Below are 20,669 nucleotides of genomic sequence, written 5' to 3'. Positions count from 1 at the left end.
GAAATATCGCAAGCATGCCGTAACAAGTAATGACAAGCGATAATAATAGCTTCAATAGTTGTTGAATGGTGCTGAATCTTTCCAGTAATAATGGTTAATTGTGAGGTTTATCACTTTACCTGCGGAACGTTTTGATATTATTGCACCGCCCGCTGACAGGAGTTCAGCCATTAATCAACAAGAAAAGGATTTCACGCATGTTATTGACGCTATCCGGTAAACCTACGTTCCTGTTTTCTGCTGCGCTATTCACGCTGGCGCCGCTGCCACTCTGCGCCTTCGAAACTTCCTCCCTGCAGTTAACTGACTCATTAAGTCGTTTTATCACCGACAGTCACGCGGAAATCTCCTTCAGGAATCAATTTAAGAATCTGAATACTTCAGATTCTGGAGATAGCTCGGTGCAGACAGCCTGGGGGCAGGGAATATCGCTGGATTATACCTCCGGCTATTTTGCCGATATTATCGGGCTTGATGCCTCTTATTATCAGGTGTTCAAACTGGCGGCCAGCGATGACTTCGCCGGGCGCAGTGTGCTGTATAACCATAACGGCCACGCCAGGGGGTTCCATAAGTTGGGCCAGCTATTGGCTAAAGCGAAGCTGGAAGGCGACGACAGCTATTTAAAACTCTATTCCGGCTGGCAAATCGTCCATCAGTGGGGGGCGATAACTAACTCCAGCCGCACTATTCCCAGCACCTATCAGGGCTGGCGCATGGACAGCGGCGCGGGGCCGTGGGTACTGCGCGGCGCCTGGCTAACGCGCTACAGCGACAGAGGCGCGCCGCAGCAGATCCACTTCGCCACGGCGGACCGCAAAACAGAGATCGGCCACCTCTCTACCGGCGAGCTGCTGTACAAACAGCCGGGGTACAGTGCGCTCTACTTCTTTGGCGAAAGCCAGCAGTACCTGCAACGCCATGGGCTTGAACTGGGCTGGCATCCTGCGGCGCTGTCCGGCAATCAGGTCAATGTATTAGGTATGCTGTATTACAATCATGCGTTGAAAAACTGGAAAGCGATGAGTGCAGATTATCGGCCGTTCAACAATGATGCCTGGCATCCGTCCGTCTATGTTGAGTGGCGCGAGAAAAGCTGGAAACATAAGGTTGGCGCTTCTTATACCAAAGCGAAATCCAGCGATCGCCTTGGCTATTTTGAGCGCCATATGGCGAAAAACAGCCGTGGGCGGTTCTCTTCGATGGCCGATGCCTGGGGCAATGACTATGTCGTCAACAATGAGAAAATGGTGGCCTGGACCACCGAATATCTCGTGACGCCGGAAATCAAGCTGGGGCTGCAGAGCGCCTTCGGCTGGGGCATTAAGTATCGGGATCATGCTATCCGGCGCGGCGAAACTATTCTCTTCTCAAAATGGCAGCCGTCGGCGGTGAAAAAACTCAGTTTCCAGCTCTCTGGTGGGCCATCTTGGAATTATCAGAATCAAAAAAATCGCCCGATTCTCAGCGCAGAAGGGAAACCTAAACACGCGATAAATCATTCGATTGATTTCCAAATCGACTACGCTTTTAACCTGTTCTAACGCCACAATAAGGATGAGAGATGTCCCTGTTTTTACGTCATAAACCGGCCTTGCTGCTGCTGGCTTCACTCTTCTCAACTGCCCCGGCCTGGAGCGCTGCAGAGGTGCCAGAGGTGAAAGAGGCGGGTGCCACGCTACAACAGCTCAATCAGCAGTATGCGATTCATTGGATCACCACCGCTCAGATCGCCGAAGGGCTGCAGGGTAAAGCGCCGATTGATGTTGGCTTTGATATTGATGATACGGTGTTCTACTCAACACCTGCCTTCTATCACGGCCAGCAGATGTTTTCTCCCGGCAGCAATGACTTTCTCAAAAATGATGAGTTTTGGGAGCAGGTAAGCAACGGGTGGGATGCGTTTTCGGTGCCAAAAAAATCTGCGCAAGCGTTAATAAAACTGCATCTTGAGCGCGGCGATCGCATCTGGTTTATCACCGGGCGACCCAAGCCGAAGAGCGGCCATGAAACGATCAGCTCGCAGATTGCCAAAGACTTTGGGATTGCAGCCGATAAGATGAACCCGGTGATTTTCACCGCGCCAGGCAAAGGCGCGAAGGTGAATGATATTCGCAGCCACCATATTCAAATTTATTACGGTGATGCGGATAGCGACATTACCGATGCCCGCGCCGCTGGGGCAGAAGGGATCCGGGTGCTCAGAGCGTTGAACTCCTCCAACCTGCCGCTGCCGCGGAACGGTGCATATGGCGAAAGAGTGCTGATTAACTCTGATTATTAATTAAGATTTCGCTCGTGGCCACCATCACCAGGCGGGCTGGTCCCCGACTGGTGCTGGTGAAGGGTTACTGCTGGGCGTGACTATCTTTGATCCAGGCTTTCAACACCTCGTAAACATAGTCCTGGCAGACCAGGCCGGTTTTCGCATCGTATTTGCCATTATTGGTGATGTTGTTTGACAGCACCCGGATGCCGATAAACGGAATATTGAACAGGGAGGCGATCTGCGCGGCGGAGGCCGTTTCCATCTCTTCAACCGACGTCTGGTAATGCTCATGGAAGAAGCGAATGCGGTCCAGTTCACTGTTCCAGACGTCGGCAGAACCGATAACACCTTCGACGACTTTCCCGTTTTTATACTCTGGCATAGCCTGTTCTGCGGCTTTCAGCAGCAGCGGGTCGGCGGCAAACTGACGGATGCTGTGCGCATTCTTATCCTCGCCCGCGCTGCCTTTTGACGCCAGCAAATCCATTGGCTTCCAGTCAAGGGCATGGCTGCCCTGGCCTGCTGCCTGGGCTGGGGTTTTGAACGCGCCCAGGTTGACCGAGTATTTGCCGACCACAATATCGTAAACGTTGAGCGCAGGGTCGTGGCCGCCTGCAGTACCCTGATTGATAATCGCGACGGGCTTGAACTCCACGGCCGCCAGTGCGGTGGCAGCAGCAGCATTCGACATGCCTTTTAGGGTTTCGGAAACGATAACCGGGTAACCCTCAACGGTGCCTTTCCAGAAGCGCCACTCGCCGATTTGCTGTAGCCTGGCGTTGTCGAGCCTCGCCGCAAAATGCTCGGCTTCAATGGGCATTGCTCCCTGAATCACAATCGGTGCTGGCGCAATGTCATCAGCGGCGAAGGTGAGCAGCGGGGTTAACAGGGCACATCCAGCAAGGATTGCCGCAGAAACAGTAAATAATCGTGTTGACATGAAAAGATCCACCCGTTGTTAGAGAACGATTCCTGGCTGGCATTATACGCATTTGACTCTGCTTACTGAGGGTTTTAGCCGCAGGCTGGGATTCTTCTGAGCTGCTGGCCAGGCTTGTTCGCAACAAGGTTCAGGTGCTCGAATTTTTATCCGACGGGTGTTCACAGGCCAGGGCTATTGAGCGAGCCGTCATAAAATCCGCGACGGCTTTTACTGCCGCTTCAAGCACTTTTTTTAGCGGCTGATTCGCATCAATGTCGACAATCTGTGCCCCTTGAAATGTGAGCAGCGGCGTGGCAGCTATTTTCTTCGCGAGCGACTCTGGCTGATGGTCGGGCTTACGCGCGCAGGCCACTTCGAGGTCAACATGGAGTTTAATCACCAGATCCGGTTTTTGCTGTGCCATCCAGTGAAATGCGCGGCGCTCCTGCCGTGCCAGCCAGTTAACAGCGCAGCTACCCGACGCCGCGGCGGGGAAAACAGTGCCGTCATAGGTGTTTGGCAGCTGTACCTGCGGAAAACGGTCGGTGACCACGATCAATCCGCGGCGGCGACAGGCCAGCATATGCCTGAAGCGCCATAGCCGCCGTAACACAAAAAACATAATCACTGCCGCTGGCAATGTTCCTGGCAGCACTTTGGCGGTTTTGACTTTATTACGACGGATGGTTGTGGCCAGCATTTTTCCTAAAAGGGGAAGTTTAATCACGGCACGCTCCACATTGCCGGCCTGCTTGCCGAGATGAATTCTGACCGATGGCCCGTATTTATTTAAATGCTTAATCAGATGTTCGCACACGGTGGACTTCCCTGAACCATCACTGCCAATAACCGCGATAAGCGGGGGCATTTTGGATTGCATAAATTTATTCCTTAAATTGCACCTGGAAAAAATACGCGCTAATTGCTTTCGCTTCAAGCGAGCGCGGTGTAAATAGCGATAAAAATAAATAGTTCTGCTACCGCACTTATACGCAAATCGATGGGTGAAAAGATCACTTAGCATTGGGCAAATTTTTTGGATATTGGTTTTTATGTGAATCGTCAGACGCCTCATTTCAGCCGCCATGCTCCTGTAAGGGTTATTGCCATTACGGGCTGTGATGGTGCAGGAAAATCAACGCTAGCTGCAAGCCTGGTGAGTCATCTCTCGTTACAGGAACCAACAGGATTATTATATCTTGGGCAATCCTCCGGGCGTATTAGCGAATGGATTAGTCGAATTCCTATTATTGGCGCGTCATTGAGGCATTATCTGCAAATAAAAGCCAGCCAGGTTCACCATCGCCGTGCTCAGCCACCGGATGCAGTCACGGCATTGGTGATTTTTTTACTCTCCTGCTGGCGGGCTTACAAATTTCTGCGCATGCTTTCACGCTGTAAAAATGGCTGTTTATTGGTTACCGATCGTTATCCCCAGGCTGAAGTGGCGGGGTTTCGTTTTGACGGTCCGCAGCTGGACAAAACAGCGGGCGGAAGTTGGTGGGTGAGCGCACTGAGAAAGCGCGAGAAAAAGATCTATCAGTGGATGGCCTCCTATCCCCCTTTGCTGCTGATCCGTTTGAATGTGGATGCCGGGACTGCGCATGCGCGCAAGCCCGATCACGCGCTCTCTTCACTGCGCGAGAAGAGCGCGGTTATTCCGCATCTGACTTTCAACGGCGCGACGATTTGCGACTTAAATGGCCTTGAGGCAGCGGACAAGATCTTAGCTAAATCACTGCGCGTGATTAACGCGTCCCTGGCTTCGCCCGACATTCCACCTTTTGACGATCTCTGAGAGAAACCGATGGCGATAAATAGATCCACCGTCAATAAAGACGCCTCTGCCAGCTATATCGCCGGGTTAATTGCCGTGGTGGGGTGTGATGGCACCGGTAAATCAACGCTAACGGCCGATTTAGTCAAAAATATGCAAGCCCGTGGGATGAGCGAACGCCGTTATTTAGGTGTGCTGTCCGGTGAGGATGGCGATAAAATTAAGCGCCTGCCGATGATTGGTGTCTGGCTGGAGCGTCGGCTGGCAAAAAAATCCTCAGAAACTCAACGTATGAGCAGCAAGGCTCCTCCCTTGTGGGCCGCGCTGATTATGTATGCTTTTTCACTGCGCCGCATGGTGAATTTACGCAAAGTACAGCGCCTGACAAAGCGTGGGGTGTTGGTGATTAGCGATCGCTATCCGCAGGCGGAAGTTTCAGGGTTTTACTATGACGGGCCAGGGATTGGTATTGAAAGGGTGAGCAGCTGGTGGATGACACATCTTGCCGAGCGCGAACGCCGCCTATACCAGAAAATGGCGAACTACCGTCCTGAGCTGGTTATTCGCCTTGATATTGATATCGAGACGGCGTCTTCCCGCAAGCCAGACCATGATTATGAAGAGCTACGGGATAAAATCTCGGTGATGAACAAGATTCATTACAATCACGCCAGGGTTTTTGCGATTGACGCCCGTGCCCCCTATAACAGCGTGCTTAGCGAAGCGCTTAAGTTGGTCTCTTCTGTCGCTCAACAGACTCAAATTTAAAAGTCGCCCAGCGGCTGACTTCACAATCCGGCTGAATGGTTTTCAATGGTTGGTCTCATTCCATGAAACATTGGTTCTCTGATGGTGTTTTTCGTACCATTCTTCGCAATGCGGCTTATCTGGCTTCCAGTAATGCGCTGAGCGCTTTACTGGGCCTGGTTGCACTCTCCTGCGCGGGCAAAGGCATGTCGACGCAGATGTTTGGCGTGCTGGTGGTTATTCAGGCCTATGCGAAAGGCATTAGCGATTTTATTAAGTTCCAGACATGGCAGCTGGTGGTTAAATATGGCTCCCCCGCAGTCGCTAATAAAAATATTCAGCAGTTTCGCGATGTTATCTCTTTCTCCTTTGGCCTTGATATCGCCAGTGGGGCCATTGCCGTCGTGGCTGGCATGCTGCTGTTGCCGCTGCTGGCACACTCGCTAGGGCTTGACAGGCAGAGCTTGTGGCTGGCAATACTTTACTGCACGCTGATCCCTTCGCTGGCGGCATCGACGCCCACGGGAATTTTGCGCGCCGTTGACCGCTTTGATTTGATTGCGATCCAGCAGGCTGTCAGGCCGCTATTGCGCGCTGCTGGCAGCGTCATCTCTTACCTGGGGGATTTGGGCTTCGCCGGTTTCATTATCACCTGGTATGCCTCTAATCTGATCGGGGGAGTGCTCTACTGGTGGTTTGCCGCGCGCGAACTGCGGCGCAGAAACATTCATCACGCACTGCGCCCTCGCTTATTTGCCCCTGCCAGCAGGTTGGCAGGGGCCTGGAATTTTGTCTGGACCACCAACTTCGCCCACTCAATTTGGTCAGCGCGCAACTCCTGCAGTACGGTGTTAGTGGGGATGGTGTTAGGGCCCGCAGCGGCCGGATTGTTTAAAATTGCCACGACCTTTTTTGACGCGACAGGCTCCCCGGCTAAGCTAATGGAAAAGAGCTTCTACCCTGAAGTGATGCGCCTGGATCCGCGTGGCAGCCAGCCCTGGCTACTGGGGCTGAAATCTGCCTGCTTAGCCGGCGGCATTGGCATGTTGGTGGCGCTGCTGGTGATGGTGGTCGGTAAACCCGTTATCTCCTCCGTTTTTGGCGAGCAATATCTGCAGGCCTATCACTTAATTGAGATCATGCTCGGCGCGATCGTTGTCTCTATGCTGGGTTTTCCACAGGAGTCGCTGCTGTTTATGGCGGGTAAACAACGCGTTTTCCTCATGGCACAAACGCTCTCTTCAGCCAGTTACATTGCGTTGTTAATTGTTTTGTCCCATTTTTTTGGCGTGTCAGGTGCGGCTTACGCCTATCTTGCAGGGCAGTGTTTAGACGTGCTGCTGTCGTTCATTCCTACTCTGCGGGCCTGGCACTCTCGCCATTTATTACCCTTCACCAAGCCTAAAGAGAGTCATTAATGAGCGGTAACATTAAGTGGCGGAAATTTCCGCGGGAGACGCTGCAGCAGCTGCTGGCGGCAGTGGATGAGGATGATTTGGTTGATGAAAATATCAGCCTGCCCGATGTTATCGATTTACACGTCTCGCAGCAAAATATTCAGGATAATTACGCCTTGTGCCTGCAGTACTGGGAAGAGGGCTTTACGCGTGAGGAGCTACTCGACCTTATTAATAAGCTTCTGAATGAAGGTCACTTATCTGAAGCTGAGCGCTTAAAATATAAATTGATCCGTGCGCGCTATAAGCATTTGCGTTTTGCCCAGCGCCTTTATTGTCAACATCATGCCTCCAGTATGTGGTTCAGTAAAACGACGGTTTTTTTGGGTAAATTACAGGATGCCTTTCGCCATGATGACAAGAAGAACCTTAATTTTTACGCCCGCATCCTGCGATTTTATCTCAGCCCCCCGGTGTGGAAGATGGTCAATCATTCGCTGCGCCAGATACGATTAGACACAGAGCAGGAGTTTATTGTTTATTGCCAGGGTGAGATGCACGCATTAAAAGCATTTATCAGCAAACCTCTGCTAACCGGAAAGGAGTTTCATGCGGTACGTAAGATTATCAGTCAGCAGGTCTCCTGGTTTGACACGCTCAGAACCATTAACCCGCAAAACCTGCACGTCCGCCAGGTTTCCCGTTATTTAGCCGCCATTAATGGGCTAATGGGAGACCGACATGATGAGATGGTGAGGGATAGTCTGATCGGGCGCAATGCCTACGATTCACCGACACGATTAGATAACGATATTCGCCAGCGCCTGGCATTATGGCTTGAACGTTATCCATGGTGAAGATGAGTGCGCGGATTTTAGCGATAAGCGCAGCGTGATGACGTTAAGCAGATTGCTACTCTCATCGCTGTTGTTATGCCCACTGATGGCCTGCGCGCACAATTTTATTGTCGGTGAGCAGATGGCGCCGCTGACCATAAGCGAGCGGGGCGAGCTGATGTTCGATAATGATAATATCCGCTATCGCCCCTGGTCGAGTCAGCAGCTGGCGGGCAAAGTACGCGTGTTACAGTATATTGCTGGGCGCACCTCCGCCAAGGACAAAAATGCGTTACTGATTAAAGCGATTAAGCGCGCACAATTTCCACATAAACAGTTTCAACCGACAACCATCGTCAATACCGACGATGAAATTCCCGGCTCGGGTTTTTTTGTCGGCAGAAAAGTCGAGAAAAATAAAAGAAAGTACCCCTGGGCACAATTTATTATCGACAGCCAGGGGCTGGGGCGAAAAACCTGGCAACTTAAGCCAGCAAGCTCCACGATTCTGCTGCTGGATAAAGACGGGCATATCCAGTGGGCAAAAGATGGCGCGCTGACTGAGCAGGAGGTCTGCCAGCTGTTGCGCAGCGTGCATGACCTGCTGAACCCAGGTCGTGCTCAACCGGCGCCGCTGCCCGCTACTCCTTGAGGCGCGTAAACCATGCTGCTAATAGAACGCTATATCGTAAGTTTGACCCAGCGCTTAGTGCTGACTCTGGCAGGTTTTCTGATCTTTATTTTTGCCAGCTACTCCGCGCAACGCTACCTGACCGACGCGGCGAGCGGCACCCTGGCGCTGAAAGTGGTGTTCGATATCATCTGCTATAAGGTTCTGATTGCGCTGGAAATGCTGCTGCCGGTTGCGCTATATGTTGCCGTTGGCGTCACGCTAGGTCAGCTGTGGAATGACTCGGAAATCACGGCGATTTTTGCCGCAGGGGCCAGTCCACTGCGCCTCTACAAAGCCGTGATGATTTTTGCCATTCCGCTGGCAATGCTGGTGATGCTGCTCTCCCTGTTTGTCAGACCCTGGGCTTACGGGCAGATCTATCAGCTGGAGCAGCAGTCACAATCGCAGCTGGATGTTAACCACCTTATTGCCAATAAATTTAACGTCAATGATGATGGCCGGATGATCCTGGCAGGAGAGGTCGACTCGGCTAACAGCACGCTCGCCGATGTGCTGATTTACACCCCGTCCGCTAATAGCAGCCGCGTCTATCGGGCCCACACGGTGAGGGTGCTGAACCCGTCACCGAACGCACCTTCCGTGATGCTGCACGCGGGCACCTCTGACGTGTTGGAGCACCAGGGGGCGGGGGATAACCAGATGATTTACCGTCATATGAAGCTGCAGCTTAAGCCGCTGCGGCAAAACCCCGGCCTGAAGCGTAAATCCGCCCCGAGCCTGACGCTGTCAGGCTCCCGCGATCCTGCCGACCGGGCCGAGCTGCAGTGGCGCGAAAGTCGTGGCATTAACACGCTAATGATGGCGCTGCTGGCTATTCCACTCAGCCGCATTAAGCCGCGACAGGGGCGTTTTGCCACGCTGCTGCCGTTAACGGTGCTCTTCACCCTGATCTTCTACGGCGGTAATCTCAGCCGCACGCTGGTTGCCAACGGTACGTTTGCCCTGATACCCGGCGTCTGGATCCTCTCCGTTATGATGTTTCTCGGGCTGGTGCTGCTGATGGCGCGCGACTTTTCGCTCTGGCAGAGATACCGGCCATGACGCTGTTAACCCGCTATTTAATTCGCCATATCTTTATCGGATTCGCCGCCGCCGCAGGCATGTTAATGCCGTTGTTCACCACGTTTAACCTGATTAACGAGCTTGATGACGTCAGCCCGGGTGGCTACCGCTGGACCCAGGCGCTGCTGGTGGTGTTGATGACATCGCCGAGAAGCCTGATTGATTTAGGACCGTTTATCGCGCTGATCGGTGGCATTGTCGGGCTGGGGCAATTATCAAAAAGTCTGGAGCTCACCGCGATGCGGGTGGCGGGTTGGTCAATTTTCAAAATTTCTCTCGCCGCGCTGGCCGCTGGCATCCTGCTGACGGTGGCTTTGGCCGCGCTTGATGAGTGGGTGGCTTCACCGCTACAGCAGCGTGCTTTGCAGCTGAAAGCGGCGGCCGTGGCTGAAGATCCTGACAGCGCAGCGGTGAGAAACGCGCTGTGGGCGAGGAAAGATAATGAATTTGCCACAGTGAAAACCCTCGATGCCCGGCAGCAACCCGTGGGCGTGGAGATATTTTACTATCTTCCTGACCTGTCGCTGGCGAGCTATATTTTCGCCGCGAAAGCCACGGTACTAAAAGACGGCAGCTGGATCCTGCACGGCGTGAGGCTAAAGAGCTGGCAGAACGGCAAAGAGACCCTGTCATCGACAGAAAGTCTGCGCTGGCGCTCGATCTTTAGCAGGATGAGCCTGGCCGAACTCACGCTGCCGGGCGGTAGCTTTTCCATCCACCAGCTGCGCCAGTATATTCACTACCTGCATGATAGCGGTCAGCCCTCGGCAGAGTACCGCATGGCGCTCTGGCAAAAGCTGGGGCGCCCGCTGTTAACCCTCGCCATGATTTTACTCGCCGTTCCCTTTACGTTTAGCGCGCCGCGTTCGCCCGGGCTGGGCAGCCGATTAGCCTCGGGGGTAATAGTCGGGCTGCTCACCTACATCAGCTATCAGATAATCGTTAACCTCGGGCTGCTGCTGGCGCTGAATGCCCCGCTCACCACGCTGGCAGTACCAGGGCTGCTGATGCTGGGTGCTTTGCTGCTGATTTCTCGCTTTGATAAAGGCCACTGACTGCGATCAAACAGCTTATCTGCTCTCACTTTGACGGGAAAATTAGCGCTTCAGCTCGGCAAAGGCCTGAATGATGGTATCAATCTGTTGGTCGCTGTGGGCTGCATTCACGCTGCAGCGCAGCAGGGTGATATCTGCGGGGGCGGCAGGCGGTAACACCAGGTTGACATAGACACCGCGTGCAATCAGCCCGCGCCAGAAGCGTAAACCGTCCTCTTTCGAACCAATCATTACCGGCACCACCGGGCTGATGTGCGGCCCCATTTCATACCCCAGCCCGGCAAGACCGTGATAAAGGCGGTGGGCGTTACTCCACAGCGTTTGGCGCAGCTCGGGTTTTTGCGCAATAGTGCGTAATGAGGAGCGCACCGAGGCAATACTGGAGGGGGAGGGCGAGGCGGTGAAAATGTATGGGCGGCTGCTATAGCGCAGAACCTCCATGGCTGCGCCGCCGACGGCAAATCCCCCGATGGATGCCAGGCTTTTACTGAATGTCCCTACGATGATATCCACATCCCGTTCCACGCCGAGCTGTTCCGCCAGGCCGCGGCCGGTGGCGCCCATCACGCCGAAAGAGTGCGCTTCATCCACCATTAAGTAGCCGCCAAGGCGCCGCTTGATGTCGACAATTTCTGCCAGCGGGGCAACATCACCCAGCATGCTATAAATACCTTCAACAATAATAATGGCTTCACGCGCGCGCTCGCCAAGGCGTAGCATGCGGCGCTCCAGATCGCTGGCATCGTTATGGCGAAAGCGGATAATCGTGGCGCCACCCATGGCACAAGCATCATAGATACTGGCATGGCTATCGGCATCCAGCAGCACCACGGCGTCCGGGGTGGCCAGCGTGCTGATGATGCCCAGATTGGCGGTATAGCCAGTGGAGAATACGATGGCGCTGGGGCGGTCAAAAAATAGCGCCAGCTCCTGCTCCAGGGCAAGGTGCGCGCCATAGCTGCCGTTCGCCATGCGTGAACCGGTGGTGCCGGTCCCCTGAGCGGCGACTGCCGCCTGGCTCGCCGCTATTGCCTGCTGATTAAACGTCAGGCCAAGGTAGTTGTTGGTGCCTGCCAAAAGCACCTTATTATTGCCAATTCGCCCCTCGGTGGCGGAGTAGATTTCATCAATACAGGTGCCGAATGGGGTCAGTCCCGAATGATGGAACTGTTCGCGCTGGCGAGCGAGGCGAGCGAACTTATCATAGAGGCCCATAACTCTTCTCCAGCTGTGGCAACAGTGCATCGCGTAACTCTGCTGGCGTCCTGATATCCAGCAAGATATTTATCGGGATAGAGATATCAAACCGCTCTTCCAGCATCATCAACAGATCCATTACCTTGATGGACTCGAGGCCCAGTTCATCAATCAGATCGCTTTCCGGCTTTATTTCTACCTCACTGGCGACCATCCCGCCTAAACACGCGAGGATGTAATCCATCACCGCTTCTCGATTTATCATAGCGCTCGTCACTTCCCTTTATCAGATGTTTAAAACAAGTCTTCACGCAGTGCATGCTGCAAAGTGATTTTTGGAAACCAATCAATATCTTCAGATAAATTTTTGTTGCTTGCCGACCAGTCGTGATGGCTGAGCTCCTGGATTTTGCTCCGGGTCAGCATCGGTTCTTTACCTGCAATACGGCAGGCAAACACGTTAATATCCGCAAGCCATTTCAGTAGCGGTAACGGGACAGCGATTAAGCGCACCGGGCCGCGTCGCACCTGCGCGCCAATCAGGCGCAGGCTCTCCCAGCTATATCCCGTACTTAACCCGTCACAGAGTTCATAGGGTTGAGGTAAGGGGTTTGTGGCGCAGAGCCATTGGCCAACCGCTTCAGCCAAATCACTGACGTGAAGAAACGACAGTCTGGCGTCAGGCGCGCCCGTGCGCGGCAGTACGCCGCGTAGCAGCCAGCTAAGCACTGGCTTTAACTCTTTATCACCCGGCCCGTACACTGCCGTGGGGCGAAAAATTCCCAGCGCAACAGGTGACGCCTGGGCGCTTAACTGCTGTTCCGCGACAAATTTTGACTTCGCATACCAGGATAGGTCGGGATGGCGTGCGGCCAGAGAGGAGATAAATAAGAAGCGCTGGCAGCGGCCGCTCTCCTTTGCCGCCTGCAGCAGATTCAGGCTGCCGCCAACATTGCAGTGGGTGAAAACCGCTTCATTGTGTCCGCGCACCTGGCCCGCACAGTGAACGACACAGTCTGCGCCGCTCACCAGTTCTGCCAGAGATTCGGGCTGCTGCAAGTCTCCCTCAACCCAATGGAGATTTTTCATCGACTGGCGTGATGCGAGGCGCGTCAGTGCTCTGAGGGAAAAGCCGCGCGCCAGCAAATTGACGGCAATATGCCGGCCGATAAAACCGGTTGCGCCGGTTATGGCCACGACTGTGCTCCTGTTCACTAACCTGCCAGCTCGGTTTGAGGAGGGACCGCTACGCCAAGGGCGTTAAGGTAACGCTTCTTCGCTTCGGCACGGGCGGGTTTGCCTGAAGAGGTGCGCGGGATACTGTGCGGTGGCAGCAGTTCGATATCCACAGTCACGCCGAACTCGCTTTGAATATGGGCCATCAGTGAATGCACGATCTGCTGCCGGCGCTCTTGCGATCTCACTTTGCACTGGATCTGTAAGATAATGCGAGCTCCTTTATCCTGCCCGGCTGAGGTGACAAAGGCTATCGCATCACCTGAATGAATCTCAGGTTCCTGCTCAGCGACATACTCAATATCCTGTGGCCAGATATTGCGGCCGCGAATGATGATCAGGTCTTTTTTACGCCCGGTGACAAACAGGTCACCCAGGTGTAAATAGCCCAGGTCACCGGTATCCATCCATCCGCTCGCCTGGATTTTCTGCTGCGAAGCGGCATCCTGAAAATAACCGCTCATCAGGCTGGGACCGGATATACAGATATGCCCCACCTGACGTTCAGGCAGTGGCGTGCCGTCCTCGCTACGCACTTCAATACGGTGACCCGGCAACGCCTTGCCGCAGTTAACAAAGGTCGAGGTGGCTTTGGTGCTGCGCGTAGGCGCGACGGCCTGGCTGTGATATTCGAGAATTGCACGGTCGACACAATCGGTCAACGTCCCTGAGGCCGCTGGTGAGAAGCAGACGGCAAGGGTGTTTTCCGCCAAACCGTAGCAGGGCATAAAGGCGTTGCTATCGAAATTGGCCTGGCTAAAGTGCTGCGCAAAATGCGCCAGCTGTTCGGCAGAAATGCTTTCTGCGCCAACGCCCGCCACGCGCCAGCTGGAGAGATCGATGTCAGCCAGCGCGTGATCGTTACAGCGGCGCAGGCAGAGATCGTAACCGAACGGCGGAGCAACCGAGACGCTGCAGCGGTTTTTGCTAATCAGCTTCAGCCACTGCATCGGGCGCATGGCGAAGTCCTGCGTGCGCAGGTAATCCACCGATAGCTGGGTGGCTAACGGCGTCAGGAGAAAGCCAACCAGCCCCATATCGTGATAAAACGGCAGCCAGGAAACGCAGCGATCGCCGGCGCGCAGTTTTATCCCGTCGTGACTGATGGCCTGCAGATTGGCCATCACCGCGCGGTGGGTAATGATCACACCGCGCGGAAAACGCGTGCTGCCCGAGGTGTACTGCAGATAGGCAATATCGTCAGGCGATAAAGCGGGCATGTCAGCTGTCCCGGCGGGTAAGGCGTGCAAAGCCTGATGGCTAAGGATGTGCATACCCGGATTATTAACGCTGGCGGAGCGGATGATGGGTAACCACTCCTCACTCCCCACGATGACCGCAGGCTGGCAATTTGTCATTAAGCCCTGCAGCCTGGAGATATAAGCATCGCGCTGACCGATCCCCATTGGGATAGCGAGCGGTACTGCCACTAACCCCGCATACTGGCAGGCGAAGAATGCCTCGACAAACTCCGGGCAGGTTTCAGCGAGCAGGGCGACACGGTCACCTTTTTTTAGCTTAAGCGCTAATAACCGCTGAGCCATTGCCAGGGCACGCTGTTTCAACGTGCGGTACTCCAGCACGGCAGTGAGCTGATTGTGCCGATCGTAGAAATTCATTCCCGTGCTTCCGCTGGCAGCATAATTTAATGCTTCCGCTAAGGTGGGGAAATCAGCATAGCGCATAGGAAGAGAATGGATTGAACTCGTTTCAGACATTTGCAATAAAGCCATTGATTAAAAACCGCCAGATAACTCCGAGAAATACGCAGGGTAGAGGTTGTTTTTTGTTAAACGTCACGCGAAAAAATATCGGTAAGGGTGTTGGGTGAAAAATGGTTCAGTTTTATTTTGATAAACGATTAGCATAAAAACCTCATGCCCGATGAAAAACATAGCGGGAGTTAGTATGACGCGCCATTTTTAAAAAGTGTATGGTTTATTCCACATTGCGGGTGTTAAACGCATCTAGTGGTAAAGATGAACAGATTCATTCCGCTAATTTCCGTCATCACTGGCTCAGAGGGTAGGTGCTAATACAGCGCCAGATAAGTTAATTCTTAAATACTTGCTGTGCTTTCATCAATTGAAATAAGTCAGGGTGGTTATGATCCGCATCGAGAAAGTCATTAATAAGCAGGGCCTTAAAAATTTCATTGCGTTTCCCTCCACGCTATATCACGACGATCCAGGCTGGATAGCGCCATTATATATGGAGCGCATGGAGCATCTTTCTGAGAAAAATCCAGGCAATGAGCATATCGAATGGCAGGCATGGGTGGCCAGGAAAAACAATGTTATTGTTGGCCGGATAACGGCACAAATAGACACGCTTCATCGTGAACTTTATGGTGAGGATACCGGCCATTTTGGCATGATTGACGCGATTAAAGATCAGGAGGTATTTAGCGCGCTGTTTAGCGCAGCGGAAAGCTGGCTGAAATCCAAAGGTGCCAGAAAAATAACCGGCCCCTTTGGGCTCAATATCAATCAGGAGAGTGGCTTGTTGATTAACGGCTTTAATACACCACCTTCGGCCATGATGACGCATGGTAAAACCTATTATGCCCGCGCGCTGGAGCAGCAGGGATATGGTAAAGGCATTGACCTGCTCGCCTACTGGATGCAGCGCAGCGATCTTCATTTTCCCCCTCCTTTACTGAAGCTGATGGACAGAGTGCGGAAAAAGGTGACCGTTCGCTGCATTAATCGCCAGCGCTTTGCTGAAGAGATGCAGATAATGCGGCAGATTTTCAACTCAGGCTGGCAGAATAACTGGGGGTTTGTGCCGTTCACCGAGCATGAATTTGCCGTGATGGGAGAGCAGCTAAAGCATCTGGTGCCAGACGATATGATCTATATTGCTGAAATAGACGCAAAACCCTGCGCATTTATTGTCGGCTTACCGAACCTCAATGAGGCCATACGCGATCTCAACGGCCGCTTACTGCCTTTTGGCTGGGCGAAACTGTTATGGCGCCTGAAAGTGAGCGGGGTGCGCACCGCACGCGTGCCGTTAATGGGGGTGGTGCAGGAGTATCAATCCAGCCGCACCGGGCCGATTATTGCTCTGCTGCTGATTGAAGCGTTGCGCGATCCCTTTGCCAGACGCAAGATCGACGCGCTGGAGATGTCGTGGATCCTCGAGTCCAACAGCGGGATGCGCCATATCCTCGAGCGTATCGGCGCGGTTGCCTATAAGCGCTATCGGTTGTATGCGAAGCAGCTGTGATAACGAGGCCGCCGGAGGCGGGCATGCAGGTGTTCTCCGGACACAGGCGGGGGATCACCTCGCGGCCTCTACTATTTCAACATGACGCTAAATCCCGCTTTATGCGTCAAGGCAAACTGCTTCTCAGCGGAACCCCTGCAGCGCAGGAAAATCATCGATGACAATACTGTATTGGAGAGCAATCGATTAGTTTTAAATCAACCTGAGTTTTGTAAAACTGTGATGTGGCTCAAATTAGTTTAGAATCTTGTCAGGTTTTGCCTGCAAGGGTTTTAAGCCACTGAAATTTGAAACCTGTAAGGGGGAGTTTTGCAAAACCAGAATGTTTTGAGTGCCGCAGCGGCGCGCTGGGCTATCTTCGCGCTGGCGTTGGGTGGGTTCGGTATTGGCACCGGCGAATTTATCATCATGGGATTATTACCGGGCGTCGCCAGCTCTTTTCACATCACTGAACCGCAGGCCGGTAATGCGATTGCCAGCTATGCGCTTGGGGTGGTGGTGGGCGCACCGGTTATTGCGGTGATTGCGGCGCGGATGGTGAGAAAACACCTGCTGCTGGCATTAATGGCGCTGTTTTTTATTGGCAACGTTGGCAGTGCGCTGGTGGGAAGCTATCACGGCCTGATTATCGCCCGCTTCCTGACGGGCTTACCGCACGGTGCCTATTTTGGCGTAGCGTCGCTGGTGGCCGCTTCTCTGGTTCCGGCAGGAAAGCGCGGCAGGGCGCTCAGTGCCCTGATGCTGGGGTTAACCATCGCCACGCTGATTGGCGTCCCGCTGGGATCGTGGGTAGGGCAAGTCTTTAACTGGCATGTGGTATTCGGGTTTGTCGGGGTGATTGGCTTAGTCACCTGCATGCTGATATTGCGCTTTGTACCTGCCACACCGGCAGACAGCGATGCTCATCCGTTGCGTGAACTGGGCGCGCTGAAAAACAGCCAGGTGCTGCTGACCCTACTGGTGGGGGCGATCGGCTTTGGCGGGATGTTTGCGGTGTTCAGCTACATTGCACCCACCCTGATGCACGTGGCGGGCATGTCCACCCGGCTTATTCCGTGGGCCATGGCCGCGTTTGGCCTGGGGATGATTGTCGGGAATCTGGTGGGTGGCCGGCTGGCGGATAAAACCGTGCTGAAGGTGATAGGCTGGACGCTGCTGTGGAATATTTGCATTATGATCGTCTTCCCGCTGCTGGCAACGCAGGTCGCGGGTGGGATGCTGGCGACTTTCCTGATTGGCACCTCGTCGGTTTTACTGCCGTCACTGCAGATACGCCTGATGGACGTGGCGAAAGAGTCACAGACGTTAGCTGCCGCAATGAATCACTCCGCGCTGAATATTGCCAACGCGATGGGCGCCTATCTGGGCGGCATGGCGGTTTCTTTAGGCTACGGCTGGATCGCGACCGCCTATGTGGGCGTGATTCTGGGCGTTACCGGACTGGTGGTGTATGCCTGTACCGTCTGGCAGGCGGGAAGCGTGCAGCCATGCAGTGAGTGTTAAGCGACAGTAAGGAGGGCCTTACTATTAATTGTTAGTGAGGTAAATGATGGATAGCAATACGGTCACCACAGCAGGAAAACCCACGCTGCACCTGCTGTGTGGAAAAATTGCATCAGGTAAATCCACGCTATCCGTGAAATTAGCTGCCTCGCCAGCCACCGTGCTCGTCAGTGAGGATCGGTGGCTGGCGGTGCTCTATGCCAATGAAATCCATTCAGTAGCCGATTATTTGCAGTGTTCCTCGAAGCTCCGCAGCGCCATCAAGCCCCACCTCGTATCGTTACTCAGAGCGGGTTTATCCGTCGTTCTGGATTTTCCGGCCAACACACCTACAAATCGTGAATGGATGATGAGTATCGTTAAGGAGTCAGGTGCCAGTCATCGTCTGCACTATCTGAAAGTCTCTGATGAGGTCTGTAAAGCCCGATTGCATGCCCGAAACGCAGAGGGTGTACACGACTTTAGCGCGACCGATCAACAATTCGAAATCATAACGCGCTATTTCTCCGCACCAACAGATGACGAAGGGTTTACTGTTATTGAGTACGGCTAAACACAATTACATCAGGGTTGCGGGCCAGGATCGGCTATGACCCACTGGGCGTTGTGTTCAATACTTGGACCGGTCATGGCAAGGCGAATTGGGTTGATTACGCCGATAAAAGGAAAGTAATGAAATATGCGAATGAGAGTCACCATCGCTTTGCGCAATCGTTGTGATAGGTTTTTTCAGCGATGTTAACGCTGAACTACGCCCGGTCATATAGCAGCTGTTTTAAATTAATAACCGATGATGCATCACTATTAAGATGGTCAAATTTAGTCTGCCGCAACAACTTTCCTTAAAACTCAACGCGTAAAAATAATATCGAGAAGACCTTATCATTCCGGAGTGCCTGATATATTGAGATATTAAAGGTGCGGCTGGGAATAATTTTCTGATTCAGACAGGGCAAGGAGTTATTACAAGTAGCCAACAATTATTTAACTATAGCGTCATGGTGTTTAACATAAACAGAGTGGCGTTAGGCGATATCATGTACTAGACTCACAGGGATAATAATAAACGCCATGCTTTTTTTTATTTCTTCCTAATCGAATTTACAGCCTGATGATTGGCAAGGCATAAAGTATTTCCATCAGTAATAACGTTATGAAACTAAAACAATATTCTTGTGCCCTTTTTTGTCCCCAAAAAAAAGAGTTTAAGATTTGTCTTAAGTGGGGTAGGATAAAGAACACCCGACCCTGTAAATTAATAAGATGGATCTCTTTATTCAATGATATGGATTGTAAAATTATTTAATAACAGCTTACAAAAAATCTGTATTTTAATTGTTTTCTTGACGTTCCCGTTTATCGCCAATGCCGTGGTGTCAGGGCACGCAGATCGGTGGGCCAATCCGCCATCGATGAAAAGTATGGCGTCGGTGGATCTGAAAACCGCTATTTTGCAGGCGTTTTCACGCAGTCCGTCGGTTACGCAACAGGCGTACCAAATGGGGATCGGCCAGGCGCAGATCCGCGAAGCGCAAAGTGCGTGGTTTCCGCAGGTCGGTCTGACCGCCAATACCGGCAATTCGACCCAGCAGGATACCTTCAACAATATGAATAATGCCGCTGCCTACGGCCTGACGCTGTCGCAGCTTGTCTACGACTTCGGTAAAACCAACGCCAGCATTAACCAGCAGAAATCTGCGCAGGAAAGTTATCGCTACAAATTGCTGGCGACACTGTCTGACGTCGCTGAGCAAACGGCGACGGCTTACCTGGATGTGCTGAAATATCAGGATCTGACCAAAGCGGTGGAGGATAACATTACGGCGCTGGAAGATGTCCGCCGCATGTCGTCATTACGCGCCGATGCCGGATTAAGCACTCGCTCAGATGTGCTGCAGGCGCAGTCGCGTATTTCCGGAATGCGCTCGACGCTTAAACAATATCAGGCCAGCCTGTCAGCGGCGAAAGCGCAACTCGCCTCGCTGACGGGTGTGCGAGCCAGCCATTATCAGTCCATTGCCGCGGTGAATCTCGATACTCCAGTGCTGCCGGATAATATCGATTATTCCAAAGTGCCCTCGGTACTGTACGCGCAGGCGCAACAGGAATCGGCGTCATTTGAAGTCAATAAGGCGAAGGCGGATTATTTGCCTACCCTGAGTTTACAGGCGAGTCGAACGCGTTACGAAACCACGAACAATCCGTACTGGAATAATCAGATTCAGTTACACGTGAATGCGCCGCTTTATCAGGGCGGTGCGGTGTCGGCTCGCGTCAGTCAGGCTGAAGGGCATAAAAATATTGCCGCCACTCTGGTCGATCAGGCCAAGCTCGATGTGATGCAAAAAGCTTCAGTGGCTTATGCCAACTGGGCTGGCGCTGAAGGGCAGGCGCAGGCCAGTGCTGAACAGCTACAGGATTCTGTCCGCTCGCGCGATGTGTACAAGAGCGAATATAAGCTCAATCAGCGCACGCTGAACGATCTGCTTAGCGTCGAGCAGGAGGTATTTCAGGCGCAGTTTTCGCAAATCAGTGCGAAATATGACAGCTGGTATTCAGTGATAAGTTACGCCACGGCTGTTAATGACTTATTAACTCAGCTTGGTGTTGATCAGAGTGTGAATCAGACACTGCCTGATTTGAAATAAAGTCAGTTATGCACGCAAATTCAATACCCTTTTTGCCGGTATTGTTATAACACCAGTCAGATATACAAGGAATGGACACGATATCATGAGCAGAA

Annotated in this window: 19 protein-coding genes; 13 read left to right on the top strand and 6 right to left on the bottom strand. The window is 52.9% G+C overall.

Translation table 11 applies throughout. The features are described 5' to 3' along the window. Nucleotides 1–197 precede the first annotated feature (197 nt). On the top strand, nt 198–1,544 hold the full coding sequence (locus J2Y91_RS20925; RefSeq protein ID WP_133623430.1) for an OprD family outer membrane porin: 1,347 nt from the start codon (nt 198–200) through the stop codon (nt 1,542–1,544). 20 nt (nt 1,545–1,564) lie between these two features. Beyond that, nucleotides 1,565–2,284: an acid phosphatase AphA gene (gene aphA, locus J2Y91_RS20920; RefSeq protein ID WP_133623431.1), complete on the top strand. Its 720-nt coding sequence runs from the start codon at nt 1,565–1,567 to the stop codon at nt 2,282–2,284. 64 nt (nt 2,285–2,348) lie between these two features. Here aphA and J2Y91_RS20915 read toward each other — a convergent pair whose 3' ends face one another. Then, on the bottom strand, nt 2,349–3,209 hold the full coding sequence (locus J2Y91_RS20915; RefSeq protein ID WP_133623432.1) for a 5'-methylthioadenosine/S-adenosylhomocysteine nucleosidase: 861 nt from the start codon (nt 3,207–3,209) through the stop codon (nt 2,349–2,351). 130 nt (nt 3,210–3,339) lie between these two features. After that, nucleotides 3,340–4,071: a dTMP kinase gene (locus tag J2Y91_RS20910; RefSeq protein ID WP_133623433.1), complete on the bottom strand. Its 732-nt coding sequence runs from the start codon at nt 4,069–4,071 to the stop codon at nt 3,340–3,342. Between the two features lie 174 nt (nt 4,072–4,245). Here J2Y91_RS20910 and J2Y91_RS20905 point away from each other — a divergent pair, with 174 nt between their 5' ends. The 7 genes from J2Y91_RS20905 to lptG all read left to right on the top strand — a co-directional run bounded on the left by J2Y91_RS20905 (nt 4,246) and on the right by lptG (nt 10,759). Then, nucleotides 4,246–4,989: a nucleoside/nucleotide kinase family protein gene (locus J2Y91_RS20905; protein ID WP_133625048.1), complete on the top strand. Its 744-nt coding sequence runs from the start codon at nt 4,246–4,248 to the stop codon at nt 4,987–4,989. Between the two features lie 9 nt (nt 4,990–4,998). Next, nucleotides 4,999–5,736 carry a nucleoside/nucleotide kinase family protein gene (locus J2Y91_RS20900; protein ID WP_133623434.1) on the top strand — a complete coding sequence of 246 codons (738 nt, stop codon included), beginning with the start codon at nt 4,999–5,001 and terminating at the stop codon, nt 5,734–5,736. Nucleotides 5,737–5,798: 62 nt separating this feature from the next. Then, nucleotides 5,799–7,133 carry a lipopolysaccharide biosynthesis protein gene (locus J2Y91_RS20895; protein WP_133623435.1) on the top strand — a complete coding sequence of 445 codons (1,335 nt, stop codon included), beginning with the start codon at nt 5,799–5,801 and terminating at the stop codon, nt 7,131–7,133. Then, nucleotides 7,133–7,969: a hypothetical protein gene (locus tag J2Y91_RS20890; protein ID WP_133623436.1), complete on the top strand. Its 837-nt coding sequence runs from the start codon at nt 7,133–7,135 to the stop codon at nt 7,967–7,969. Before J2Y91_RS20895 ends, J2Y91_RS20890 begins: the two co-directional genes overlap by 1 nt. A gap of 37 nt (nt 7,970–8,006) precedes the next feature. Further along, the gene (locus tag J2Y91_RS20885; protein WP_133625049.1) at nt 8,007–8,600 is read left to right on the top strand and encodes a YtfJ family protein; all 594 of its coding nucleotides are present in this window, start codon (nt 8,007–8,009) and stop codon (nt 8,598–8,600) included. Nucleotides 8,601–8,612: 12 nt separating this feature from the next. Next, complete coding sequence (lptF, locus tag J2Y91_RS20880) at nt 8,613–9,683, top strand: LPS export ABC transporter permease LptF (protein WP_133623437.1); 1,071 nt, start codon at nt 8,613–8,615, stop codon at nt 9,681–9,683. Next, nucleotides 9,680–10,759, top strand: coding sequence for an LPS export ABC transporter permease LptG (gene lptG, locus J2Y91_RS20875; protein ID WP_133623438.1), 1,080 nt, complete (start codon nt 9,680–9,682; stop codon nt 10,757–10,759). The genes lptF and lptG overlap by 4 nt, the downstream gene beginning before the upstream one ends. A 42-nt stretch (nt 10,760–10,801) precedes the next feature. Here lptG and spt read toward each other — a convergent pair whose 3' ends face one another. Genes spt through J2Y91_RS20855 form a run of 4 tightly spaced genes read right to left on the bottom strand, consistent with a single transcriptional unit; the run spans nt 10,802 to nt 14,910 of the window. Then, nucleotides 10,802–11,974 (bottom strand): serine palmitoyltransferase, encoded by a 1,173-nt coding sequence (gene spt, locus J2Y91_RS20870; RefSeq protein WP_133623439.1) that lies wholly within the window; start codon nt 11,972–11,974, stop codon nt 10,802–10,804. Next, nucleotides 11,961–12,221, bottom strand: a complete 261-nt coding sequence (locus tag J2Y91_RS20865; protein ID WP_048918533.1) for an acyl carrier protein — start codon at nt 12,219–12,221, stop codon at nt 11,961–11,963. Before J2Y91_RS20865 ends, spt begins: the two co-directional genes overlap by 14 nt. 29 nt (nt 12,222–12,250) lie before the next feature. Beyond that, complete coding sequence (locus tag J2Y91_RS20860; protein WP_253539296.1) at nt 12,251–13,153, bottom strand: NAD-dependent epimerase/dehydratase family protein; 903 nt, start codon at nt 13,151–13,153, stop codon at nt 12,251–12,253. A gap of 17 nt (nt 13,154–13,170) precedes the next feature. Continuing rightward, nucleotides 13,171–14,910 (bottom strand): fatty acyl-AMP ligase, encoded by a 1,740-nt coding sequence (locus tag J2Y91_RS20855; protein ID WP_253539295.1) that lies wholly within the window; start codon nt 14,908–14,910, stop codon nt 13,171–13,173. A gap of 388 nt (nt 14,911–15,298) precedes the next feature. On the opposite strand from J2Y91_RS20855, the gene J2Y91_RS20850 reads away from it, so the two are divergent. From J2Y91_RS20850 to J2Y91_RS20835, 4 genes are all read left to right on the top strand, one after another. Beyond that, the gene (locus J2Y91_RS20850; RefSeq protein WP_253539293.1) at nt 15,299–16,423 is read left to right on the top strand and encodes an N-acetyltransferase; all 1,125 of its coding nucleotides are present in this window, start codon (nt 15,299–15,301) and stop codon (nt 16,421–16,423) included. A gap of 309 nt (nt 16,424–16,732) precedes the next feature. Continuing rightward, nucleotides 16,733–17,926, top strand: a complete 1,194-nt coding sequence (locus J2Y91_RS20845) for an MFS transporter (protein WP_253539290.1) — start codon at nt 16,733–16,735, stop codon at nt 17,924–17,926. A gap of 46 nt (nt 17,927–17,972) precedes the next feature. Then, on the top strand, nt 17,973–18,479 hold the full coding sequence (locus J2Y91_RS20840; protein WP_133625052.1) for a P-loop nucleotide/nucleoside kinase family protein: 507 nt from the start codon (nt 17,973–17,975) through the stop codon (nt 18,477–18,479). A gap of 727 nt (nt 18,480–19,206) precedes the next feature. Continuing rightward, the gene (locus J2Y91_RS20835) at nt 19,207–20,574 is read left to right on the top strand and encodes a TolC family outer membrane protein (RefSeq protein WP_413449754.1); all 1,368 of its coding nucleotides are present in this window, start codon (nt 19,207–19,209) and stop codon (nt 20,572–20,574) included. The last annotated feature ends 95 nt before the right edge of the window (nt 20,575–20,669 follow it).

The organism is Erwinia aphidicola (genome assembly GCF_024169515.1).
Classification (GTDB): Bacteria; Pseudomonadota; Gammaproteobacteria; order Enterobacterales; family Enterobacteriaceae; genus Erwinia; species Erwinia aphidicola.
The sequence above is the reverse complement of the archived record's forward strand: the minus strand, read 5'-3'. Positions and strand labels throughout refer to the sequence as shown.